This window comes from Mesorhizobium sp. M8A.F.Ca.ET.208.01.1.1, assembly GCF_004791315.1.
Lineage (GTDB): Bacteria > Pseudomonadota > Alphaproteobacteria > Rhizobiales > Rhizobiaceae > Mesorhizobium.
This window is the reverse complement of the sequence record NZ_SRUT01000001.1, coordinates 2,021,975-2,038,583: the sequence shown is the minus strand read 5'-3', so window position 1 is coordinate 2,038,583 and position 16,609 is coordinate 2,021,975. Positions and strand designations below refer to the sequence as shown.

Here is a 16,609-nt window from a genome sequence, read left to right as displayed (position 1 = left end):
GTATAAATGGCAGACTTGAAAAGAACCCAGCCGCTGGCCCGCGACGCCATGGCCTATGTGCTGGCCGGCGGACGCGGCAGCCGCCTCAAGGAGCTGACCGATCGGCGCGCCAAGCCGGCGGTCTATTTCGGCGGCAAGACGCGCATCATCGATTTCGCGCTCTCCAATGCACTGAACTCTGGCATCCGCCGCCTCGGCGTCGCCACCCAGTACAAGGCGCATTCGCTGATCCGCCACCTGCAACGCGGCTGGAACTTCCTGCGGCCCGAACGAAACGAGAGCTTCGACATCCTGCCGGCGAGCCAGCGCGTGTCGGAAACGCAATGGTATGAAGGCACGGCTGACGCCGTCTACCAGAACATCGACATCATCGAGGCTTATGGCCCGGAATACATGGTGATCCTGGCCGGCGACCACATCTACAAGATGGATTACGAGCTGATGCTGCGCCAGCATGTCGATGCCGGCGCCGATGTCACGGTCGGCTGCCTCGAAGTGCCGCGCATGGAAGCGACAGGCTTCGGCGTCATGCATGTCGATGCCAAGGACAACATCATCGCCTTCGTCGAAAAGCCCGTTGATCCGCCCGGCATTCCGGGTAACCCGGAATTCGCCTTGGCCTCGATGGGCATCTACGTCTTCAAGACCAAGTTCCTGATGGAACAGCTGCGCCGCGATGCCGCCGAGCCGGGCTCCAGCCGCGACTTCGGCAAGGACATCATCCCCTATATCGTCACGCACGGTAAGGCGATCGCGCACCGCTTCACCAAGTCCTGCGTGCGTTCGACCGCCGAGAACGAGGCCTACTGGCGCGATGTCGGCACGGTCGATGCCTATTGGGAAGCCAACATCGACTTGACCGACGTGACGCCGGAACTCGACCTCTACGACCGCGACTGGCCGATCTGGACTTATGCCGAGCTGAAGCCGCCGGCAAAATTCGTCCACGACGAGGATGGCAGGCGCGGTTCTGCCGTGTCGTCACTGGTGTCGGGCGATTGCATCGTCTCGGGCGCTTCGCTGAAGAAGAGCCTGATCTTCACCGGCGCGCGCATCAATTCCTATTCGGCACTCGAAGAAGTCGTCATGCTGCCCGACGTTCATGTCGGCCGGAACGCAAAGTTGAAGCGCGTCGTGATCGACCACGGTGTAAGGATACCGGAAGGGCTGGTGGTCGGCGAGGATCCCGCGCTCGACGCCAAGCGTTTTCGGGTTTCGGAAAAGGGCATCTGCCTGGTCACCCAGGACATGATCGACAAGCTGAAGCTTTAGGCCGGATCGGATTGTAGGCGCATGCATGTTCTGTCGGTCACGCCCGAAATCTTCCCGCTGATCAAGACCGGCGGGCTTGCCGACGTAACCGGGGCGCTGCCGATCGCGCTCGCGGCCAAGGGCGTGACCATGCGCACGCTCATTCCGGGTTTTCCGGTGGTGATGGGCGCCTTCAAGAAAAAGAAGGCCGTCTACCAATACCCCTTGTTGCAAGGCGGCAAGGCCGCGATCCATGCCGTCGAGGTCGCCGGGCTCGATTTGTTCGTGCTCGACGCGCCGCATCTGTTCGACCGCCCCGGCGGCCCCTATGGCAACGCCTCGGGCGCGGATTGGCCGGACAATTGGCGGCGCTTCGCGGCGCTGAGCCAGGCCGGCGCCGATATCGCCGGCGGCGCCATTTCGGGCTACCTGCCTGACATCGTGCATGCCCATGACTGGCAGTCGGCGATGACGCTGGCTTATATGCGTTACGGCAAGGCGGTTGGCACGCCATCAATGATGACCGTCCACAATCTCGCCTTCCAGGGTCAGTTCGGCGCCGGCATCTTCGGCGAACTCGGTCTGCCGGCCGCGGCGATGGCGCTTGACGGCGTCGAATATTATGGCGGCGTCGGCTTCCTCAAGTCGGGTCTGCAGGCGGCCTGGGCAATCACCACGGTGAGCCCGACCTATGCGCAGGAGATCCGTTCACCGGAATTCGGCATGGGCCTCGATGGTCTCATCAACATGCGTTCAAGCGATCTCCATGGCATCGTCAACGGCATCGACACCGCCATCTGGGATCCAGCAACCGATAGACATCTGGTGTCGACCTATACGGCCGAAACGTTGAAGGCCCGCGCGCCCAACAGGGCGGCCGTCGAGGACCGTTTCGGTCTCGACCGCGACGGCAGCCCGATTGTCTGTGTCGTCAGCCGGCTGACCTGGCAGAAGGGCATGGACATATTGGCGACGGTGATCGACGGCATCGTTGCGACAGGCGCCAGGCTGGCTATCCTCGGCTCGGGCGACGCCGGCCTCGAAGGCGCGCTGCTGGCGGCCGCCGCACGCCACCGTGGCCGCATCGGTGTGGTCGTCGGCTATGACGAGGGGCTGTCGCACATCATGCAGGGCGGCTGCGACGCCATCGTCATCCCTTCGCGCTTCGAACCTTGCGGGCTGACGCAGCTTTACGGCCTGCGCTATGGCTGCGTGCCGGTCGTCGCGCGCACCGGCGGCCTCGCCGACACCATCATCGACGCCAACGAAGCGGCGATTGCAGCCGGCGTGGCGACCGGCTTCCAGTTTGCCCCCAACAATGGCGGCGCGCTGCTGCACGCCATCCGCCGCCTGGCCGACGCCCACGCCAGTTCCGCAACCTTCGAGACCATCCAGCGCCAGGGCATGAAGACCGATGTGTCGTGGGATCGAAGCGCCGAAAAATACGTCGAACTCTATCGCCTGCTGCTTTCGAAAAGGGTTGCCTGAAGCATGATACGCACCGTCCCCACCAAGCCCTATTCCGACCAGAAGCCCGGCACGTCGGGACTGCGCAAGAAGGTGCCAGTGTTCCAGCAGGAGCACTATGCCGAGAACTTCATCCAGTCGATCTTCGACGCGCTCGACGGATTTGCCGGCAAGACCCTGGTCATCGGCGGCGATGGCCGCTTCTACAACCGCGAGGTCATCCAGAAGGCCATTGCCATGGCCGCCGGCAACGGCTTCGGCAAGGTGATGGTAGGGCAGGGCGGCATATTGTCGACGCCGGCGGCCTCGCATGTCATCCGCAAATACAAGACCTTCGGCGGCATCATCCTGTCGGCCAGCCATAATCCCGGCGGCCCGCATGAGGATTTTGGCATCAAGTACAATGCCGGCAATGGCGGCCCGGCGCCGGAAAAGCTGACCGACGCCATCTTTGCCAGGACCAAGGCGATTTCGAGCTTCAAGATCGCCGACATCGATCCAATCGACATCGATACGGTCGGCACCGTCAAGGCCGGCGGCATGACCGTCGAGATCATCGATCCGGTCACCGACTATGCCGAACTGATGGAGAGCCTGTTCGATTTCGACGCGTTGCGCAAACTGTTCAAGTCGGGCTTTCGCATGCGCTTCGACGCCATGCACGCGGTGACCGGACCCTACGCCAAGGAAATCCTCGAACACCGGCTCGGCGCACCGAACGGCACCTGCCGCAATTTCAAGCCGCTGCCCGATTTCGGCGGCCATCACCCCGATCCCAACCTTGTCCATGCCAAGCACCTCTATGACGAGATGATGGGGCCGGACGCGCCGGATTTCGGCGCCGCCTCCGACGGCGACGGCGACCGCAATTTGATCATCGGCAAGGGCATTTTCGTCACCCCGTCGGATTCGGTCGCCATGCTTGCCGCCAATGCCCGCCTGGCGCCCGGCTACAAGGACGGGCTGAAGGGCATCGCCCGCTCGATGCCGACCAGCGGTGCCGCCGACCGCGTCGCTCACAAGCTCGGCATCGGCATTTACGAGACGCCGACCGGCTGGAAGTTCTTCGGCAATCTGCTCGACGCCGGCATGACGACGATCTGCGGTGAGGAAAGTGCCGGCACCGGCTCCAACCATGTCCGCGAAAAGGACGGTCTGTGGGCGGTGCTCCTGTGGCTCAACATCCTCGCCGCGCGCGGCGAAAGCTGCCAGCAGATCGTCACCGAGCACTGGGCGGCCTATGGGCGCAATTACTATTCGCGGCATGACTATGAAGAGGTGGAGAGCGACCGCGCCAATGCGCTGGTCGACGAACTCAGGGCCAAGCTCGGCTCGCTGCCCGGCACCAGCGTGCGCGGCCTGAAGATCGCCAATGCCGACGATTTTGCCTATCACGACCCGGTCGACCGCTCGACCAGCGAGCACCAGGGCATAAGGGTGCTGTTCGAAGGCGGCTCACGCGTCGTCTTCCGCCTCTCCGGCACCGGCACCTCGGGCGCGACCCTGCGCGTCTATATCGAGCGCTACGAGCCGGACAAGTCGAGGCACGATCTCGACACGCAGGAGGCGCTCGCCGATCTCATCGCCGCCGCCGACGACATTGCCGGGATCAAGAGCCACACCGGCCGCGACAAACCCAGCGTGATTACTTGAGGGTGGGGAGGCGCGACTCCCCCTTCTCCCCTTGTGGGAGAAGGTGTCGCCGAAGGCGACGGATGAGGGGTGCTCCAGCTTGGCGCAAACCGGCGCCCGGGACACCGATGCCTCATTCCTTCCAACACCCCTCATCCGTCTCGGCGCTGCGCGCCGATCCACCTTCTCCCACAAGGGGAGAAGGGAAGGCGCTCGCGTGAACAATCTCGGCGCCGCCATCACTTCCGAAGGCATCCGCTTCGCCGCCTGGTCGTCCTCGGCGCGGCGGCTCTGGGTGTCGATCTTCGATGAAACCGGCGACCACGAAATCGAGCGGCTTGAACTCCAGCCCGAAGGCGAGGGTTTTTACGCCCTGTTCGTCGCGGGTCTCGCCGCCGGCACCCGCTACGGCCTGCGCGCCGATGGCGACTATGCACCCGAGCGTGGGCTGTGGTTCGACCCCGACAAGCTGCTGACCGATCCTTATGCCGCCGAAGTCGACCGGCCCTATGCCTATCACTGGCGGCTCGCCGCGCGGCGCAATGAGGGTGCCGACACCGCGTCGCTGATGCCCAAGACCGTGGCCAAGGCCTTGCCCGCGGCCCCACCGATCCTGCCGCCGCTGTTTCGTCCGGGCGGCCTGATCTACGAACTGAATGTCCGCGCCTTCACCAAGCTCCACCCGGATGTGCCGCAAGAACAGCGTGGTACGATCGCCGCACTTGCCCATCCGGCCATCATCGAGCATCTGCAAAGGCTCGGCGTCTCAGCCGTCGAATTGATGCCGGTGACGGCGTCGATCGACGAGCGGCATCTGCCGCCGCTGGGCTTGAGCAACGCCTGGGGCTACAATCCCGTCACCTTCATGGCGCTCGACCCTCGCCTCGCACCCGGCGGCCTGACGGAATTACAGGACACGGTCGCAGCGCTGCGCCGGGTTGGCATCGGCACCATTCTCGACCTCGTCTTCAACCATACCGGCGAAAGCGACAGGCTGGGGCCAACGCTCTCGCTGCGCGGCCTCGACAACCAGGCCTACTATCGGCATCGGCCGGATGGCGGGCTGGTCAATGACACCGGCACCGGCAACACGATCGCTTGCGACCATCCGGTGGTGCGGGAAATGGTGCTCGACACGCTCCGTCATTTCGTGCGCCGGGCTGGCGTCGACGGCTTCCGGTTCGATCTGGCTCCGGTGCTGGGCCGGGTCGATGGTCTGTTCGATCCGGAAGCACCACTGCTCCGGGCCATTGCCGATGATCCGGTACTTTGCGACCGCGTGCTGATCGCCGAGCCTTGGGATATCGGGGCAAACGGCTATCAACTGGGCAATTTTCGGCCACCGTTCCTCGAGTGGAACGATCGCTACCGCGACGATGTCAGACGCTTCTGGCGCGGCGATGCCGGCATGGTCGGCACTCTCGCCACGCGCCTTGCCGGTTCGTCGGACGTGTTCGACAGGGCAGGGGAGCCGGCAAGCCGCAGCGTGAACTTCATCGCCGCCCATGACGGCATGACGCTGGCCGACATCGTCGCCTACGAGCGCAAACACAACGCCGACAATGGCGAGCAGAACCGCGACGGCCATAACGACAACCTGTCCTGGAACAATGGCGTCGAGGGAGACACGAACGAGGCAGCGATCATCAAGGCGCGCTTCGACGACCAACGCGCACTGCTCGCCACGCTGTTCGCCTCGCGCGGCACCATCATGCTGACGGCAGGCGACGAATTCGGCAGAACGCAGCAAGGCAACAACAACGCCTATGCGCAGGACAACGCCATTACCTGGCTTGACTGGACAGGCCGCGATCAGGCGCTGGAGCGTTACGCATCGGCGCTTGCAGCGCTTCGCCAGGCGGTGCCGGCACTGTCGGACACACGTTTCCTGGCCGGAGAACCGGTCGAGGCTTCAGGCGTTCCCGACGTCGCCTGGCTGACCGAGACGGGTGAGCCGCTCGCAGAGACCGACTGGAACGACTCCAGCCGGCATCGCCTTGTCATGCTGCTTGGCGGCGAGGATGGCAGGCTTGCCGTCATGATCAATGGTGACCGCCGCCAATGCGTCTTCACCTTGCCGGCGCGAGATGGCTTCCAGTGGCGCCCGGCAATCGAGACGCAGGCGATCGACCTCCTGCGCCCGCTGCCGGGCCGCAGCGTCAATTTCATGATCGAGGGCCGGACCGGAAACGGTGGCGCCGGGAAGGGTTCGTAATGGCCGACGACAATGCCAGGCAGGGAGCCGAGTGGTGGCGAGGCTGCGTCATCTATCAGATCTATCCGCGCTCTTTCCAGGACACGACCGGCGATGGCAGCGGCGATCTCAAAGGTATTACGGCAAGGCTCGCCCATATCGCCTCCCTCGGCGTCGACGCTGTCTGGCTGTCGCCCTTCTTCAAGTCGCCCATGGCCGACATGGGCTATGACGTATCGGACTACTGCGACGTCGACCCGATGTTCGGCACGTTGGCGGATTTCGACGCGCTGGTCGCCAAAGCGCATCGGCTCGGCCTGAAAATCATCATCGACCAGGTGCTGTCGCATTCATCCGACAAGCATGAATGGTTCATCGAAAGTCGCGCCAGCCGCGACACCGCCAAGGCCGACTGGTACGTCTGGGCCGACGCCAAGCCCGACGGCGGCGCGCCCAACAATTGGCTGTCGGTCTTCGGGGGGCCATCCTGGGAGTGGGACGCGACCCGTCGCCAATATTACATGCACAATTTCCTCGCCTCGCAGCCGGATCTCAATTTCCACAATCCGGAAGTTCAGGAGGCGTTGCTGGACACGGTGCGGTTCTGGCTGGAGCGCGGTGTCGACGGCTTCCGGCTCGACACGGTCAATTACTATGTCCACGACCGCTGGCTGCGCAGCAATCCGCCCTTGGCTTCGAGCGTTGCCGGCACCAACACAGAAACCAACACCTACCTCTATCAGGAGCATCTGTTCGACAAGACGCAGCCCGAAAACCTGGCGTTCCTCAGGCGCTTCCGCGCGTTGCTCGACGAATATGGCGACCGCGCCGCCGTCGGCGAGATCGGCGATGAAGGCCGCTCGCTGCAGACGCTCGCAGCCTACACCTCCGGCGGCGACAAGCTTCAGATGAGCTACACGTTCGACCTGCTCGGCTCGCAATTTTCGGCGGCGCATGTGCGTGGCTGCGTCGAGGCGTTTGAGAATGCGGTTGCCGACGGCTGGGTCTGCTGGGCCTTCTCCAACCATGACGTCGTGCGCCATGTCAGCCGCTGGACGCGGCCGGATGGCGATCCCGATCTGGTGGCCAAATTCTCGATCATGCTGCTCGCCTGCCTGCGCGGCTCGATCTGCCTCTATCAGGGCGAAGAACTCGGCCTTGAGGAAGCGGAGCTTGCCTATGAGGATTTACGCGATCCCGTCGGCATCCGTTTCTGGCCCGGCGTGAAGGGCAGGGACGGCTGCCGCACGCCGATGGTCTGGGAGGTCGGGGCCGACAATGCGGGCTTTTCCACCGCAAAACCATGGCTGCCTGTGCCGGCAAGCCATCGCGCCCGTGCGGCGGATGCGCAGGACGGCGAGGAGCAATCGGTGCTGTCGGTCTACCGCTCCACGCTTGCCCTGCGCAGACAGCACCCGGCACTGGTCGGTGGTTCGATCCGTTTTCTCGACGCCGAGGGAGACATGCTCGCCTTCATCCGCGAAGGAGAGGGGGAGAGGCTGCTCTGTGTCTTCAATTTCGCCGGGGAGCCGGCGACTTGGCCCCTGCTGCCTGATATCGGAACCGTCGCGGCTGTCCTGGGCGGTACCGCGGCTGTCGAGGAAAACGCGCTCTCGCTGCCGGCTCTCGGTTGCTTCCTCGGTCGGCTCGGCTGATCGGCGCTTCGGTTGCGGCCAAGCGGTCCTACTGAACGAGCACTGCCCGTCCGCAGGTCGCACCGGTGACGCGCACGTCGGCCTGGCCGACACCGACGCCCAGGGCTGAAAGCACATTGTAGAGCAAGTCGTCGACGGGCGCCGTCACGGTGTTGAGCAGGGCCACCACTGCCGGTTTGACCGTTCCAAGCAGGGCGGTCAGATCGATGCCCAAACCAAGCGCATTGACCGAAAGCGACAGGTTGTTGACCAGAGACGTGGTGAGCGACTGCGAGATGTTTCGCGTCGAAACGGTCTTGATCGTCTTGTTGGCGATGTCGGTTGCGTTGAAGGTCAAGGTCTGCGGGCTGTTGTTGGTGATCGCGGTCGCGGCCGAACCCATCACCTGAATCAGCGGGATGTTGATCAGCAGGAGCTTCAGACTCACATCGGCGATCTCGGCGTCGGTGAAGGTCTGCGGCTGGCTGAAATCGGCGAAGCCGGACGGGTTGTTGCTGTTGGCCAGGTTCAAACGCGCAATGCCGGGGTGCGCGGCGATGGAGACATTGATGCTGGACGGCCCTGTCGGACAGCTTATGTCGGTCAGCTTGGCCTCGGCATAGGCGACTTCCACATTGAGCGGCAGATTGACGGCAAGCAGGCTGATGCCGCCGGCCAGGCTCGGCGTGCCGACACCGACGGAGGCCGTCAGCTTGATGCGCGTCTGGGCGGTCCGCACGACGGTGCCGATGCCATCGATGGCCAGCCAGGGCGAGGATTGCATCGGCTCCCCAATGGCGATGCTGAGCTTGGTGGAGAGCAGCCCCGGGATGGTGGCGCCGAGATCGACCGCGGCCTGGTTGGTGCCGTTGGCGAGTACGGCCGCCGCCGTCAGCATCCCCATTGCGCTTGCGTCTACGCCAAGGCCGGACGGCTGTTGCCCGAGGCCCAGGCTGCCGATGGACCCAAGGTTGACAAGACTGCTGAGTGGGATCTTGACGGTGCTGGTCGACTTGGAGGCGATGGTCTGCAAGGCGACCTTGGCGGTATTGCCGAGGCCGGGAACATTGGCCATGGCAGTGGCGATCTGGCCGACGGTCGCCTTCGAGGCCAAAACGTCGGAATAGGTGCCGGCCGTGATGTTCAGTTGTGTGCCGAGCGCACTGACGAAGGAAAGCACGCTTACATCGGCCGAGATCAGTCCGTTGTAATCCATGACGCTGAGCGAGATGTTGCCACCGAGAAGTCCGCTCAAAAGTGCGTTGAGGATGCCGCCATTGACGCTGAGCAATCTCGACCCGACCGAGAATGTCGCCTGCGGCGTCATGCTGGCGGTGGCTTGGGTGCCGATGACTGGAGTGGGGATCAGCGAGCTTGCGAAGTAACGCTTGGGGATCTTCGCCAAAGTCACCCGGACGGCATTGTAAGGCGTCACGCCCGCCTGGAAGCGCTGGCTGACATTAGCGGTCGATGAGGCATATCGGCCTTGCGTAACCGTCACCACCGTCTTCCCGGCGGCCGCCGGGATGGTCTGGCCCGAAGCTTGAACAACGACACCCGGCATGCCGTTGTCGGTGAGCGTGGTGACGACGGCTGTATTGACGTTGTTGATGTTCGAGGCAGCGGTGATCGCTGCCAGGTCGACCATCGCCTGGGCTTCCCGGCGCTCTGTGTAGATGGAGGCCTCGTCTATCGCCACCGCGGCCAGGGCCAGCGCGACCGGCGCGCTCAAGGCGGTCATGACGGCGAAGTTCGCCTTCCTGTCCCCCACCATCGACCGTGCAAGCCGGCCGATGCCCTTGCCCGCCCGCTGTCGCATTCAGATACCCCCGACCCTGATCGTTGACTGACGCCTGATGGTCGTCCCTGGCATGGCTATGCCCGGGAACAGATTCCAGATCGGCAGGTTGCGGGCATCGTACGAGATGGACACCACGAACTGGCTTCCGTCGGCCACGCTGTCATTGGCCTGGTAGGTCAGTTTGCTGGCGTCCACGAAGGGGTAGCCGCCGGCGTTGTTGGCGAGGTAGCTGGCCACGAGCGTCTGGCGCTCGGTCTGGTTCACCCCGGCGATAGCCGTCCGGGCGGCGTCGGCTGCAATTTGCTGTATCGAATTGGCGGCGCCAAAATAGATGCCGTACGCAACCATCCCGAGCAAGAGAAGCATGAAGAGCGGCGACAGCAGGGCGAACTCGACCGCTGAAGTGCCCGAATTGTCTGTTCGGAACTGGCGCCTTCGGACCTTGCAAATGAGGTTGTCAACCATGGCTGCAGCATGCCCAAGTTCGCATGCAGAAAGCGAAAACTCTGGACGCAACCAAAGGATGTGCTCGATTGAAAAAGACTCCCTAATTTAGTAATAGCTTATGCAGACATGAGGCTTGACTTAAGGTCAATCAGTACTCGGTTGAAAAGAGCTGACCTCCTGTCTAGTCTCCTGCCACCAGCCGCCGGAGGGAACCGGCGGCGCGCTCAAAGGAATCAGACATCGGTTCCGGGGCGTCAACACGTTAAGGCGCGCCCATGGCAGCGCCGACAGGGAGAACTTCATGCTGAAAAACATGCTGAGGGCGACGGTGTTCGCCACGACCATGACCTTGGCTGCCGGCACTTTCTTGACGCCAGCCTTCGCCGAGACCGTCTATAACAGGGGCACCGCCGCTGAATCGGAGTCGGTCGACCCACACAAGACCTCGACGGTCTATGAAGCCAACGTGCTGCGTGACCTGTTCCAGGGACTGGTCATGCAGGATGAGAAGGCCAACCTCATTCCGGGCGCCGCCGAAAGCTGGACGGTATCGGATGACGGCACGGTCTATACCTTCAAGCTGCGCAAGGACGGCATGTGGTCGGATGGCAGCCCGGTGACGGCGGACGACTTCGTCTATGCCTTCCACCGGCTGGAGGATCCGGCGACCGGCGCGGAATACGCCTCGATGCTGTATCCGGTGAAGGGCGCGGAGGACGTCAACACCAAGAAGGGCAAGCCGGAAGACATGGGCGTCAAGGCGATCGACGCCAACACCCTGGAAGTGTCCTTGAAGGCGCCGACGCCGTACTTCCTGGAGATGCTGACCCATCAGGCGACCTATCCGGTCAGCAAGGCCTCGATTGAAAAGCTCGGCGCCGACTGGATCAAGCCCGGCAAACTGGTTTCGAACGGCGCCTATACGCTCGCCGAATGGGTTCCCAACGACCACATGAAACTGGTCAAGAATCCGAAATTCTGGGACGCCGCGACCGTCAAGTTCGACGTAGTCAACTACATCCCGACCGAAGATCGTTCGTCGGCGATGAAGCGCTTCGAGGCCGGCGAACTCGACAGCTATGACGATCTGCCGACCGAACAGCTGGCCGACCTCAAGACCAAGTTCGGCGACCAGATCCATGTCGGACCGTATCTCGGCACCTACTACTATGCGATCAAGACCGACAAGGCGCCGTGGAACAATCCGGAGCTGCGCAACGCCATCTCGATGGCGATCGACCGTGACTTCATCGCTGAAAAGGTCTGGCAGAACTCGATGCTGCCCGGCTATTCGATGGTGCCTCCCGGCATCGAGGGTTATGCGCCCGCAATGGCCAAATACGCCGACATGCCGCAGATCGACCGCGAGGACGCCGCCAAGAAGATCCTCGAGAAGCTTGGCTACACGCCCGAGCATCCGCTGAAGATGGAAATCCGCTACAACACCTCGGAAAACCACAAGAACACCGCTGTGGCGATCCAGGAACAGTTGAAGCCGCTTGGCGTCGACGTCACGCTGCTCAACACCGACACCAAGACCCACTACTCCTTCCTCGAGCAGAAGGGCGACTATGACGTGGCGCGCGCCGCCTGGATCGCCGACTACAAGGATCCGGAAACCTTCCTCGGCATCACGCGCAAGGCCAGCGGCAACAACTATTCGAACTACAACAGCCCGCAATACGAAGCGGCAATGGACAAGGCCGCGGCCGCCGGCGGCAAGCCCGAAGAGCGCATGAAGGATCTCTCCGCGGCCGAGCGCATCCTCATCGACGATGTCGGCCAGATCCCGCTTCTCTACTACAGCTACCACGATATCGTTTCCTCGAAGCTGCATGGCTTCGTCGACAATGTGATGGACGTGCATCCGTCGCGCTTCGTCAGCAAGGACTGATCCCTGGCCAAGCCGCCGCGCAACCGAATGCGCGGCGGCGCTGGTTTGCCATCGCATCGGCTCGGGAAGCGGAATCGATTTTCGGAAAGTTCGGTGCGAAGATTTGAAGGCTGGAGCGCAATCGTCCGAGTGGACGGGCCTGCTCTGGATCAAGCGGGGCACCGATGCTGCGATACGTATTCCGGCGGCTTTTGACCGCCATCCCGACGCTGTTCGTCATCGTGACGATGGCGTTCTTCCTGATGCGCGTCGCGCCAGGCGGTCCATTCAACCAGGAGCGGGGTCTGAGTCCCGAGATCAAGGCCAATCTTGAAGCCCAGTTCGGCCTCAACGATCCGCTCTGGCTGCAATATGTCCACTATCTCGGCAATCTGCTGCGCGGCAATTTCGGCCCGAGCTACAACATGCCGGATTTCACCGTCACCGAACTGTTTGCCAAGGGCCTGCCCATTTCCGTCCAGCTCGGTGCCTCGGCGCTGATCCTGGCGCTGTTGCTCGGCAGCGTGCTCGGCACCATTGCCGCGCTCAACCAGAACAAGCTTGGCGACTATACGGTGATCGCCCTGGCGACCGCCGGCAGCACCATCCCCACCTTCGTCATCGCGCCGGTGATCCAGCTCCTGTTCGGGCTGACCTGGAGGCTGTTGCCGATCGGCGGCTGGGGCGACGGCGCCTTCATCAACAAAGTCGGCCCGGTGCTGACGCTTGCCTTGCCGCAGATCGCCATCGTTGCCCGCCTGATGCGCGGCTCGATGATCGAATCGCTGCGATCCCACCATATCCGAACGGCGCGCGCGCTCGGCCTCTCCGACTGGTCGGTGGTGGTCAAGCACGCGCTGCGCGGCGCCATCCTGCCGATCGTCTCCTTCACCGGCCCGGCTGCGGCGGCACTGCTGACCGGCTCGGTCATCGTCGAGACGATCTTCTCCATTCCCGGAGTCGGCCGCTATTTCGTCGATGCCGCGCTCAACCGCGATTACACACTGGTGATGGGAACGGTGGTGGTGATCGCCATTTTCACCATCGTCTTCAACCTGATCGTCGACGTCATGTACGCGGTCGTCGACCCGAGGGTGCGCTATGACTGACATCACGGCCACGGCTCCCGCCATCGTTGGTCGCTCGCTTTGGGGCGATGCCTGGGCGCGCCTCAAGGCCAATCGCGCCGCCATGTTCAGCCTCTACTACCTCATTCTGATCGGTGTCGTCAGCGTCTTTGGCCCCTGGTTTGTGCCGCATCAATACACGACCATCTACGCCGACTATGTGCGCATGCCGCCAAGCCTGTCGGCCTACCCGAAACCCGATATGATCGAGACGGCGCTTACCGAAGCGATCAAACGTATGCGGGTCGACATCAAGGAGTGGCACCAGGAAGGGAGCCAGGTCTTCGTCACGGTCAAGTCGACCAAGCCGATCGACGACCGCAACATCCGCTACCTCGACCGTTCCGATGCCTTCGACGACACCAAGATCGAGAGCAAGTCCCCCGACGGCCTCGAAGTGACGATGAGCGCATCGGTCAAGCAGCAGTATTTCCTGTTCGGAACCGACAACACTGGCCGTGATCTGTTGTCGCGCACGCTGATGGCCGGGCGCATCTCGCTTGCCATCGGCCTGCTCGCCGGCATCGTTGCGGTGGTGATCGGTGTGATCTATGGCGCCGCCGCCGGCTTTTCCGGCGGCAAGGTCGACGAGGTGATGATGCGCATCGTCGACGTGCTCTATTCCTTGCCGTTCATCTTCTTCGTCATCATGCTGGTGGTGTTCTTCGGCCGCAACTTCGTGCTGATGTTCCTGGCGGTCGGTGCCGTGCTGTGGCTCGACATGGCGCGCATCGTGCGCGGGCAGGCGCTGTCGATCCGCCGGCAGGAATATGTCCAGGCGGCGGAAGCCATGGGCATCGGCCAGCGCGGCATCCTGGTGCGCCATGTCATCCCCAACCTGCTTGGCCCCGTGGTGATCTACATGACCCTGCTCGTGCCGCAGGTCATCATCCTGGAGAGCTTCCTGTCGTTCCTCGGCCTCGGCATCCAGGAGCCGATGACCAGCTGGGGCGTGCTGATCTCCGTCGGCGCCAAGAACATCGGCACCGCCAACTGGCTGCTCCTGTTTCCCGCCTTCTTCCTCGTCTCGACGTTGTTCGCCCTGAATTTCGTCGGCGACGGCCTGCGCGACGCGCTCGACCCAAGAGATCGATAAAGATTGGGATCGGTAAAAATGGGGTTAGATAGAAATGGGGATCGCTGACATGGCCACTCCCGAAACGATCCTCAGCGTCAAGGACCTGCGCGTGCGCTTCCGCACGCTCGACGGTGCCGTCGAAGCGGTCAAGGGCATCAACATCCATGTCAATGCCGGCGAAACCGTCGCAGTCGTGGGCGAATCCGGCTCCGGCAAGAGCCAGACGATGATGGCGGCGATGAGCCTGCTGGCCTCCAACGGCGAAGCGTCGGGCCATGTCGATTATCGCGGCCGCAATTTGCTCACATTGAGTAAGTCCGAGCTGAACAAGGTCCGCGGCCGCAAGATCAGCATGATCTTCCAGGAACCAATGACCTCGCTAGATCCGCTTTATTCGATCGGCAACCAGCTGATGGAGCCGATCCGCAGGCATCGTGGCCTGAGCGCCGCCGAAGCGCGTGAAGAGGCGCTCAAGCTGCTGCGGCTCGTCCATATTCCCGATCCGGAACGGCGGATGAAATCCTATCCGCACGAGATGTCCGGCGGCCAGCGCCAGCGCGTGATGATCGCCATGGCGCTCGCCAACGACCCCGACATCCTGATCGCCGACGAACCGACGACGGCCCTCGACGTGACCATCCAGGCACAGATCCTGATGCTTCTGGCCGAGCTGCAGCGCAAGCTCGGCATGGCGATCGTCTTCATCACCCACGACCTCGGCATCGTGCGGCGCTTCGCCGACCGGGTCTATGTCATGCGCCAGGGAGAGGTCGTCGAGGAAGGCGCGGCGGAAGCGATCTTCGCCAACCCGCAGCATGCCTACACCAAGATGCTGCTGGCGGCCGAGCCGACGGGAACCAAGGCACCTCCGCCCGCCAACGCGCCCGTGGTGCTCGAAGGCAGGAACGTCGAAGTCACATTCAGGATCGGCGGCGGGTTCCTGGCCGGCGAACCCCTGATGCTGCGGGCTGTCGATCACATCTCGATCCGGTTGCAACGCAACCAGACCATCGGCATCGTCGGCGAATCCGGATCGGGCAAATCGACGCTCGGCCGCGCCTTGCTGCGGCTGTTGCCGAGCGATGGGCTCATCCGGTTCGGCGATCGCGACATTTCCACGGCCGACCGGCAGCAGATGCGGCCGCTGCGACGCCAGATGCAGCTCGTCTTCCAGGATCCCTTCGGTTCGCTGTCGCCACGCATGACCGTCGGCCAGGTCATCACCGAAGGGCTGCTGGTGCATGAGCCGAACCTTTCGGGAAAGCAGCGCGACCAGCGCGCTGTCGAGGCGCTACGCGAAGTCGGCCTCGATCCCAACGCCCGCAACCGCTACCCGCACGAATTTTCCGGCGGACAACGGCAACGCATCGCCATTGCCCGCGCCATGATCCTGAAGCCGAAGATGGTCGTGTTGGACGAGCCGACCTCGGCGCTCGACCGCTCGGTGCAGAAACAGATCGTGGAACTGCTGCGCAAACTCCAGGCCGACCACGAACTGTCCTACCTGTTCATCAGCCACGATCTCGCGGTGGTGCGCGCCATGGCCGACTACATCATCGTCATGAAGCAGGGCAAGATCGTCGAGGAGGGGCCGACCGAGGCCATCTTCAGCAACCCGCAAGCCCCTTATACGCAGACGCTGATGAACGCCGCGATCGACGTCACGCGGTTCCGGTTGAGCGCGTGATGAGCCGCTGCAGGTAAGGCCCGTTCGCTCAGCCGGCCGAACTCCCGCACTTTCGTGCGCGCACGGCGACAGCGGCATCCTGCTGTTGCTTCAACCGGTCGATCCTGGCCGTTTCACGATTGGCGACCGCCGTCTTCACGCGCGATCCGCCAAGCAGCCAGCGCGGCACGCTGGTGTTGGCGACCTTGCCGCGGGTGATCGCGGTTTGCGAGATGTCGCTCGCGCTGCTTCCCACGGCGCTGTTAAGCTCCGTGCAGCTCATGCTCTCGTATTTGGCCGGATCGGCCGTCCTGCCGATCGATGCGCATCCGGCAACAAGAAGCATGGCAGCCAGAAGAACCGGTGCCGACCCTGTTGTTGAGATCAAATTCATGTCCGCGTCCGGTTCGCCGTGTTGCCGGCCCCCTCATATTCATAG

At 63.2% G+C, this 16,609-nt stretch carries 12 protein-coding genes; 9 read left to right on the top strand and 3 right to left on the bottom strand.

The annotated features are described in order from the left end of the window. Positions 1–6: 6 nt before the first annotated feature. From glgC to EN851_RS10400, 5 genes are all read left to right on the top strand, one after another. Positions 7–1,272, top strand: a complete 1,266-nt coding sequence (gene glgC / locus EN851_RS10420) for a glucose-1-phosphate adenylyltransferase (RefSeq protein WP_127276091.1) — start codon at positions 7–9, stop codon at positions 1,270–1,272. A 21-nt stretch (positions 1,273–1,293) separates the two neighbouring features. Further along, positions 1,294–2,739 carry a glycogen synthase GlgA gene (gene glgA, locus EN851_RS10415; RefSeq protein ID WP_135922032.1) on the top strand — a complete coding sequence of 482 codons (1,446 nt, stop codon included), beginning with the start codon at positions 1,294–1,296 and terminating at the stop codon, positions 2,737–2,739. Between the two features lie 3 nt (positions 2,740–2,742). After that, complete coding sequence (locus EN851_RS10410; protein ID WP_135929118.1) at positions 2,743–4,371, top strand: alpha-D-glucose phosphate-specific phosphoglucomutase; 1,629 nt, start codon at positions 2,743–2,745, stop codon at positions 4,369–4,371. Between the two features lie 196 nt (positions 4,372–4,567). Then, positions 4,568–6,565 (top strand): glycogen debranching protein GlgX, encoded by a 1,998-nt coding sequence (glgX, locus tag EN851_RS10405; RefSeq protein ID WP_135929117.1) that lies wholly within the window; start codon positions 4,568–4,570, stop codon positions 6,563–6,565. Further along, the gene (locus EN851_RS10400) at positions 6,565–8,199 is read left to right on the top strand and encodes an alpha-glucosidase family protein (RefSeq protein WP_135929116.1); all 1,635 of its coding nucleotides are present in this window, start codon (positions 6,565–6,567) and stop codon (positions 8,197–8,199) included. Before glgX ends, EN851_RS10400 begins: the two co-directional genes overlap by 1 nt. 28 nt (positions 8,200–8,227) lie before the next feature. On the opposite strand, the gene EN851_RS10395 is transcribed toward EN851_RS10400, so the two are convergent. Together EN851_RS10395 and EN851_RS10390 are read right to left on the bottom strand one after the other, a co-directional pair. Further along, the gene (locus tag EN851_RS10395; RefSeq protein ID WP_135883431.1) at positions 8,228–9,997 is read right to left on the bottom strand and encodes a TadG family pilus assembly protein; all 1,770 of its coding nucleotides are present in this window, start codon (positions 9,995–9,997) and stop codon (positions 8,228–8,230) included. Next, positions 9,998–10,444 carry a TadE/TadG family type IV pilus assembly protein gene (locus EN851_RS10390; RefSeq protein WP_135883430.1) on the bottom strand — a complete coding sequence of 149 codons (447 nt, stop codon included), beginning with the start codon at positions 10,442–10,444 and terminating at the stop codon, positions 9,998–10,000. A 283-nt stretch (positions 10,445–10,727) separates the two neighbouring features. Between EN851_RS10390 and EN851_RS10385 the strand changes: the two genes are divergently transcribed. The 4 genes from EN851_RS10385 (at position 10,728) to EN851_RS10370 (ending at position 16,191) form a co-directional block, all read left to right on the top strand. After that, positions 10,728–12,320: a peptide ABC transporter substrate-binding protein gene (locus tag EN851_RS10385; RefSeq protein ID WP_135929115.1), complete on the top strand. Its 1,593-nt coding sequence runs from the start codon at positions 10,728–10,730 to the stop codon at positions 12,318–12,320. A 164-nt stretch (positions 12,321–12,484) separates the two neighbouring features. Further along, complete coding sequence (locus EN851_RS10380) at positions 12,485–13,408, top strand: ABC transporter permease subunit (protein WP_127279557.1); 924 nt, start codon at positions 12,485–12,487, stop codon at positions 13,406–13,408. Further along, positions 13,401–14,522, top strand: coding sequence for an ABC transporter permease subunit (locus EN851_RS10375; RefSeq protein ID WP_135929114.1), 1,122 nt, complete (start codon positions 13,401–13,403; stop codon positions 14,520–14,522). The genes EN851_RS10380 and EN851_RS10375 overlap by 8 nt, the downstream gene beginning before the upstream one ends. A 49-nt stretch (positions 14,523–14,571) precedes the next feature. Then, the gene (locus EN851_RS10370) at positions 14,572–16,191 is read left to right on the top strand and encodes an ABC transporter ATP-binding protein (protein ID WP_127871312.1); all 1,620 of its coding nucleotides are present in this window, start codon (positions 14,572–14,574) and stop codon (positions 16,189–16,191) included. A 28-nt stretch (positions 16,192–16,219) separates the two neighbouring features. On the opposite strand, the gene EN851_RS10365 is transcribed toward EN851_RS10370, so the two are convergent. After that, positions 16,220–16,564, bottom strand: coding sequence for a hypothetical protein (locus EN851_RS10365; protein WP_135929113.1), 345 nt, complete (start codon positions 16,562–16,564; stop codon positions 16,220–16,222). Positions 16,565–16,609: the final 45 nt, after the last annotated feature.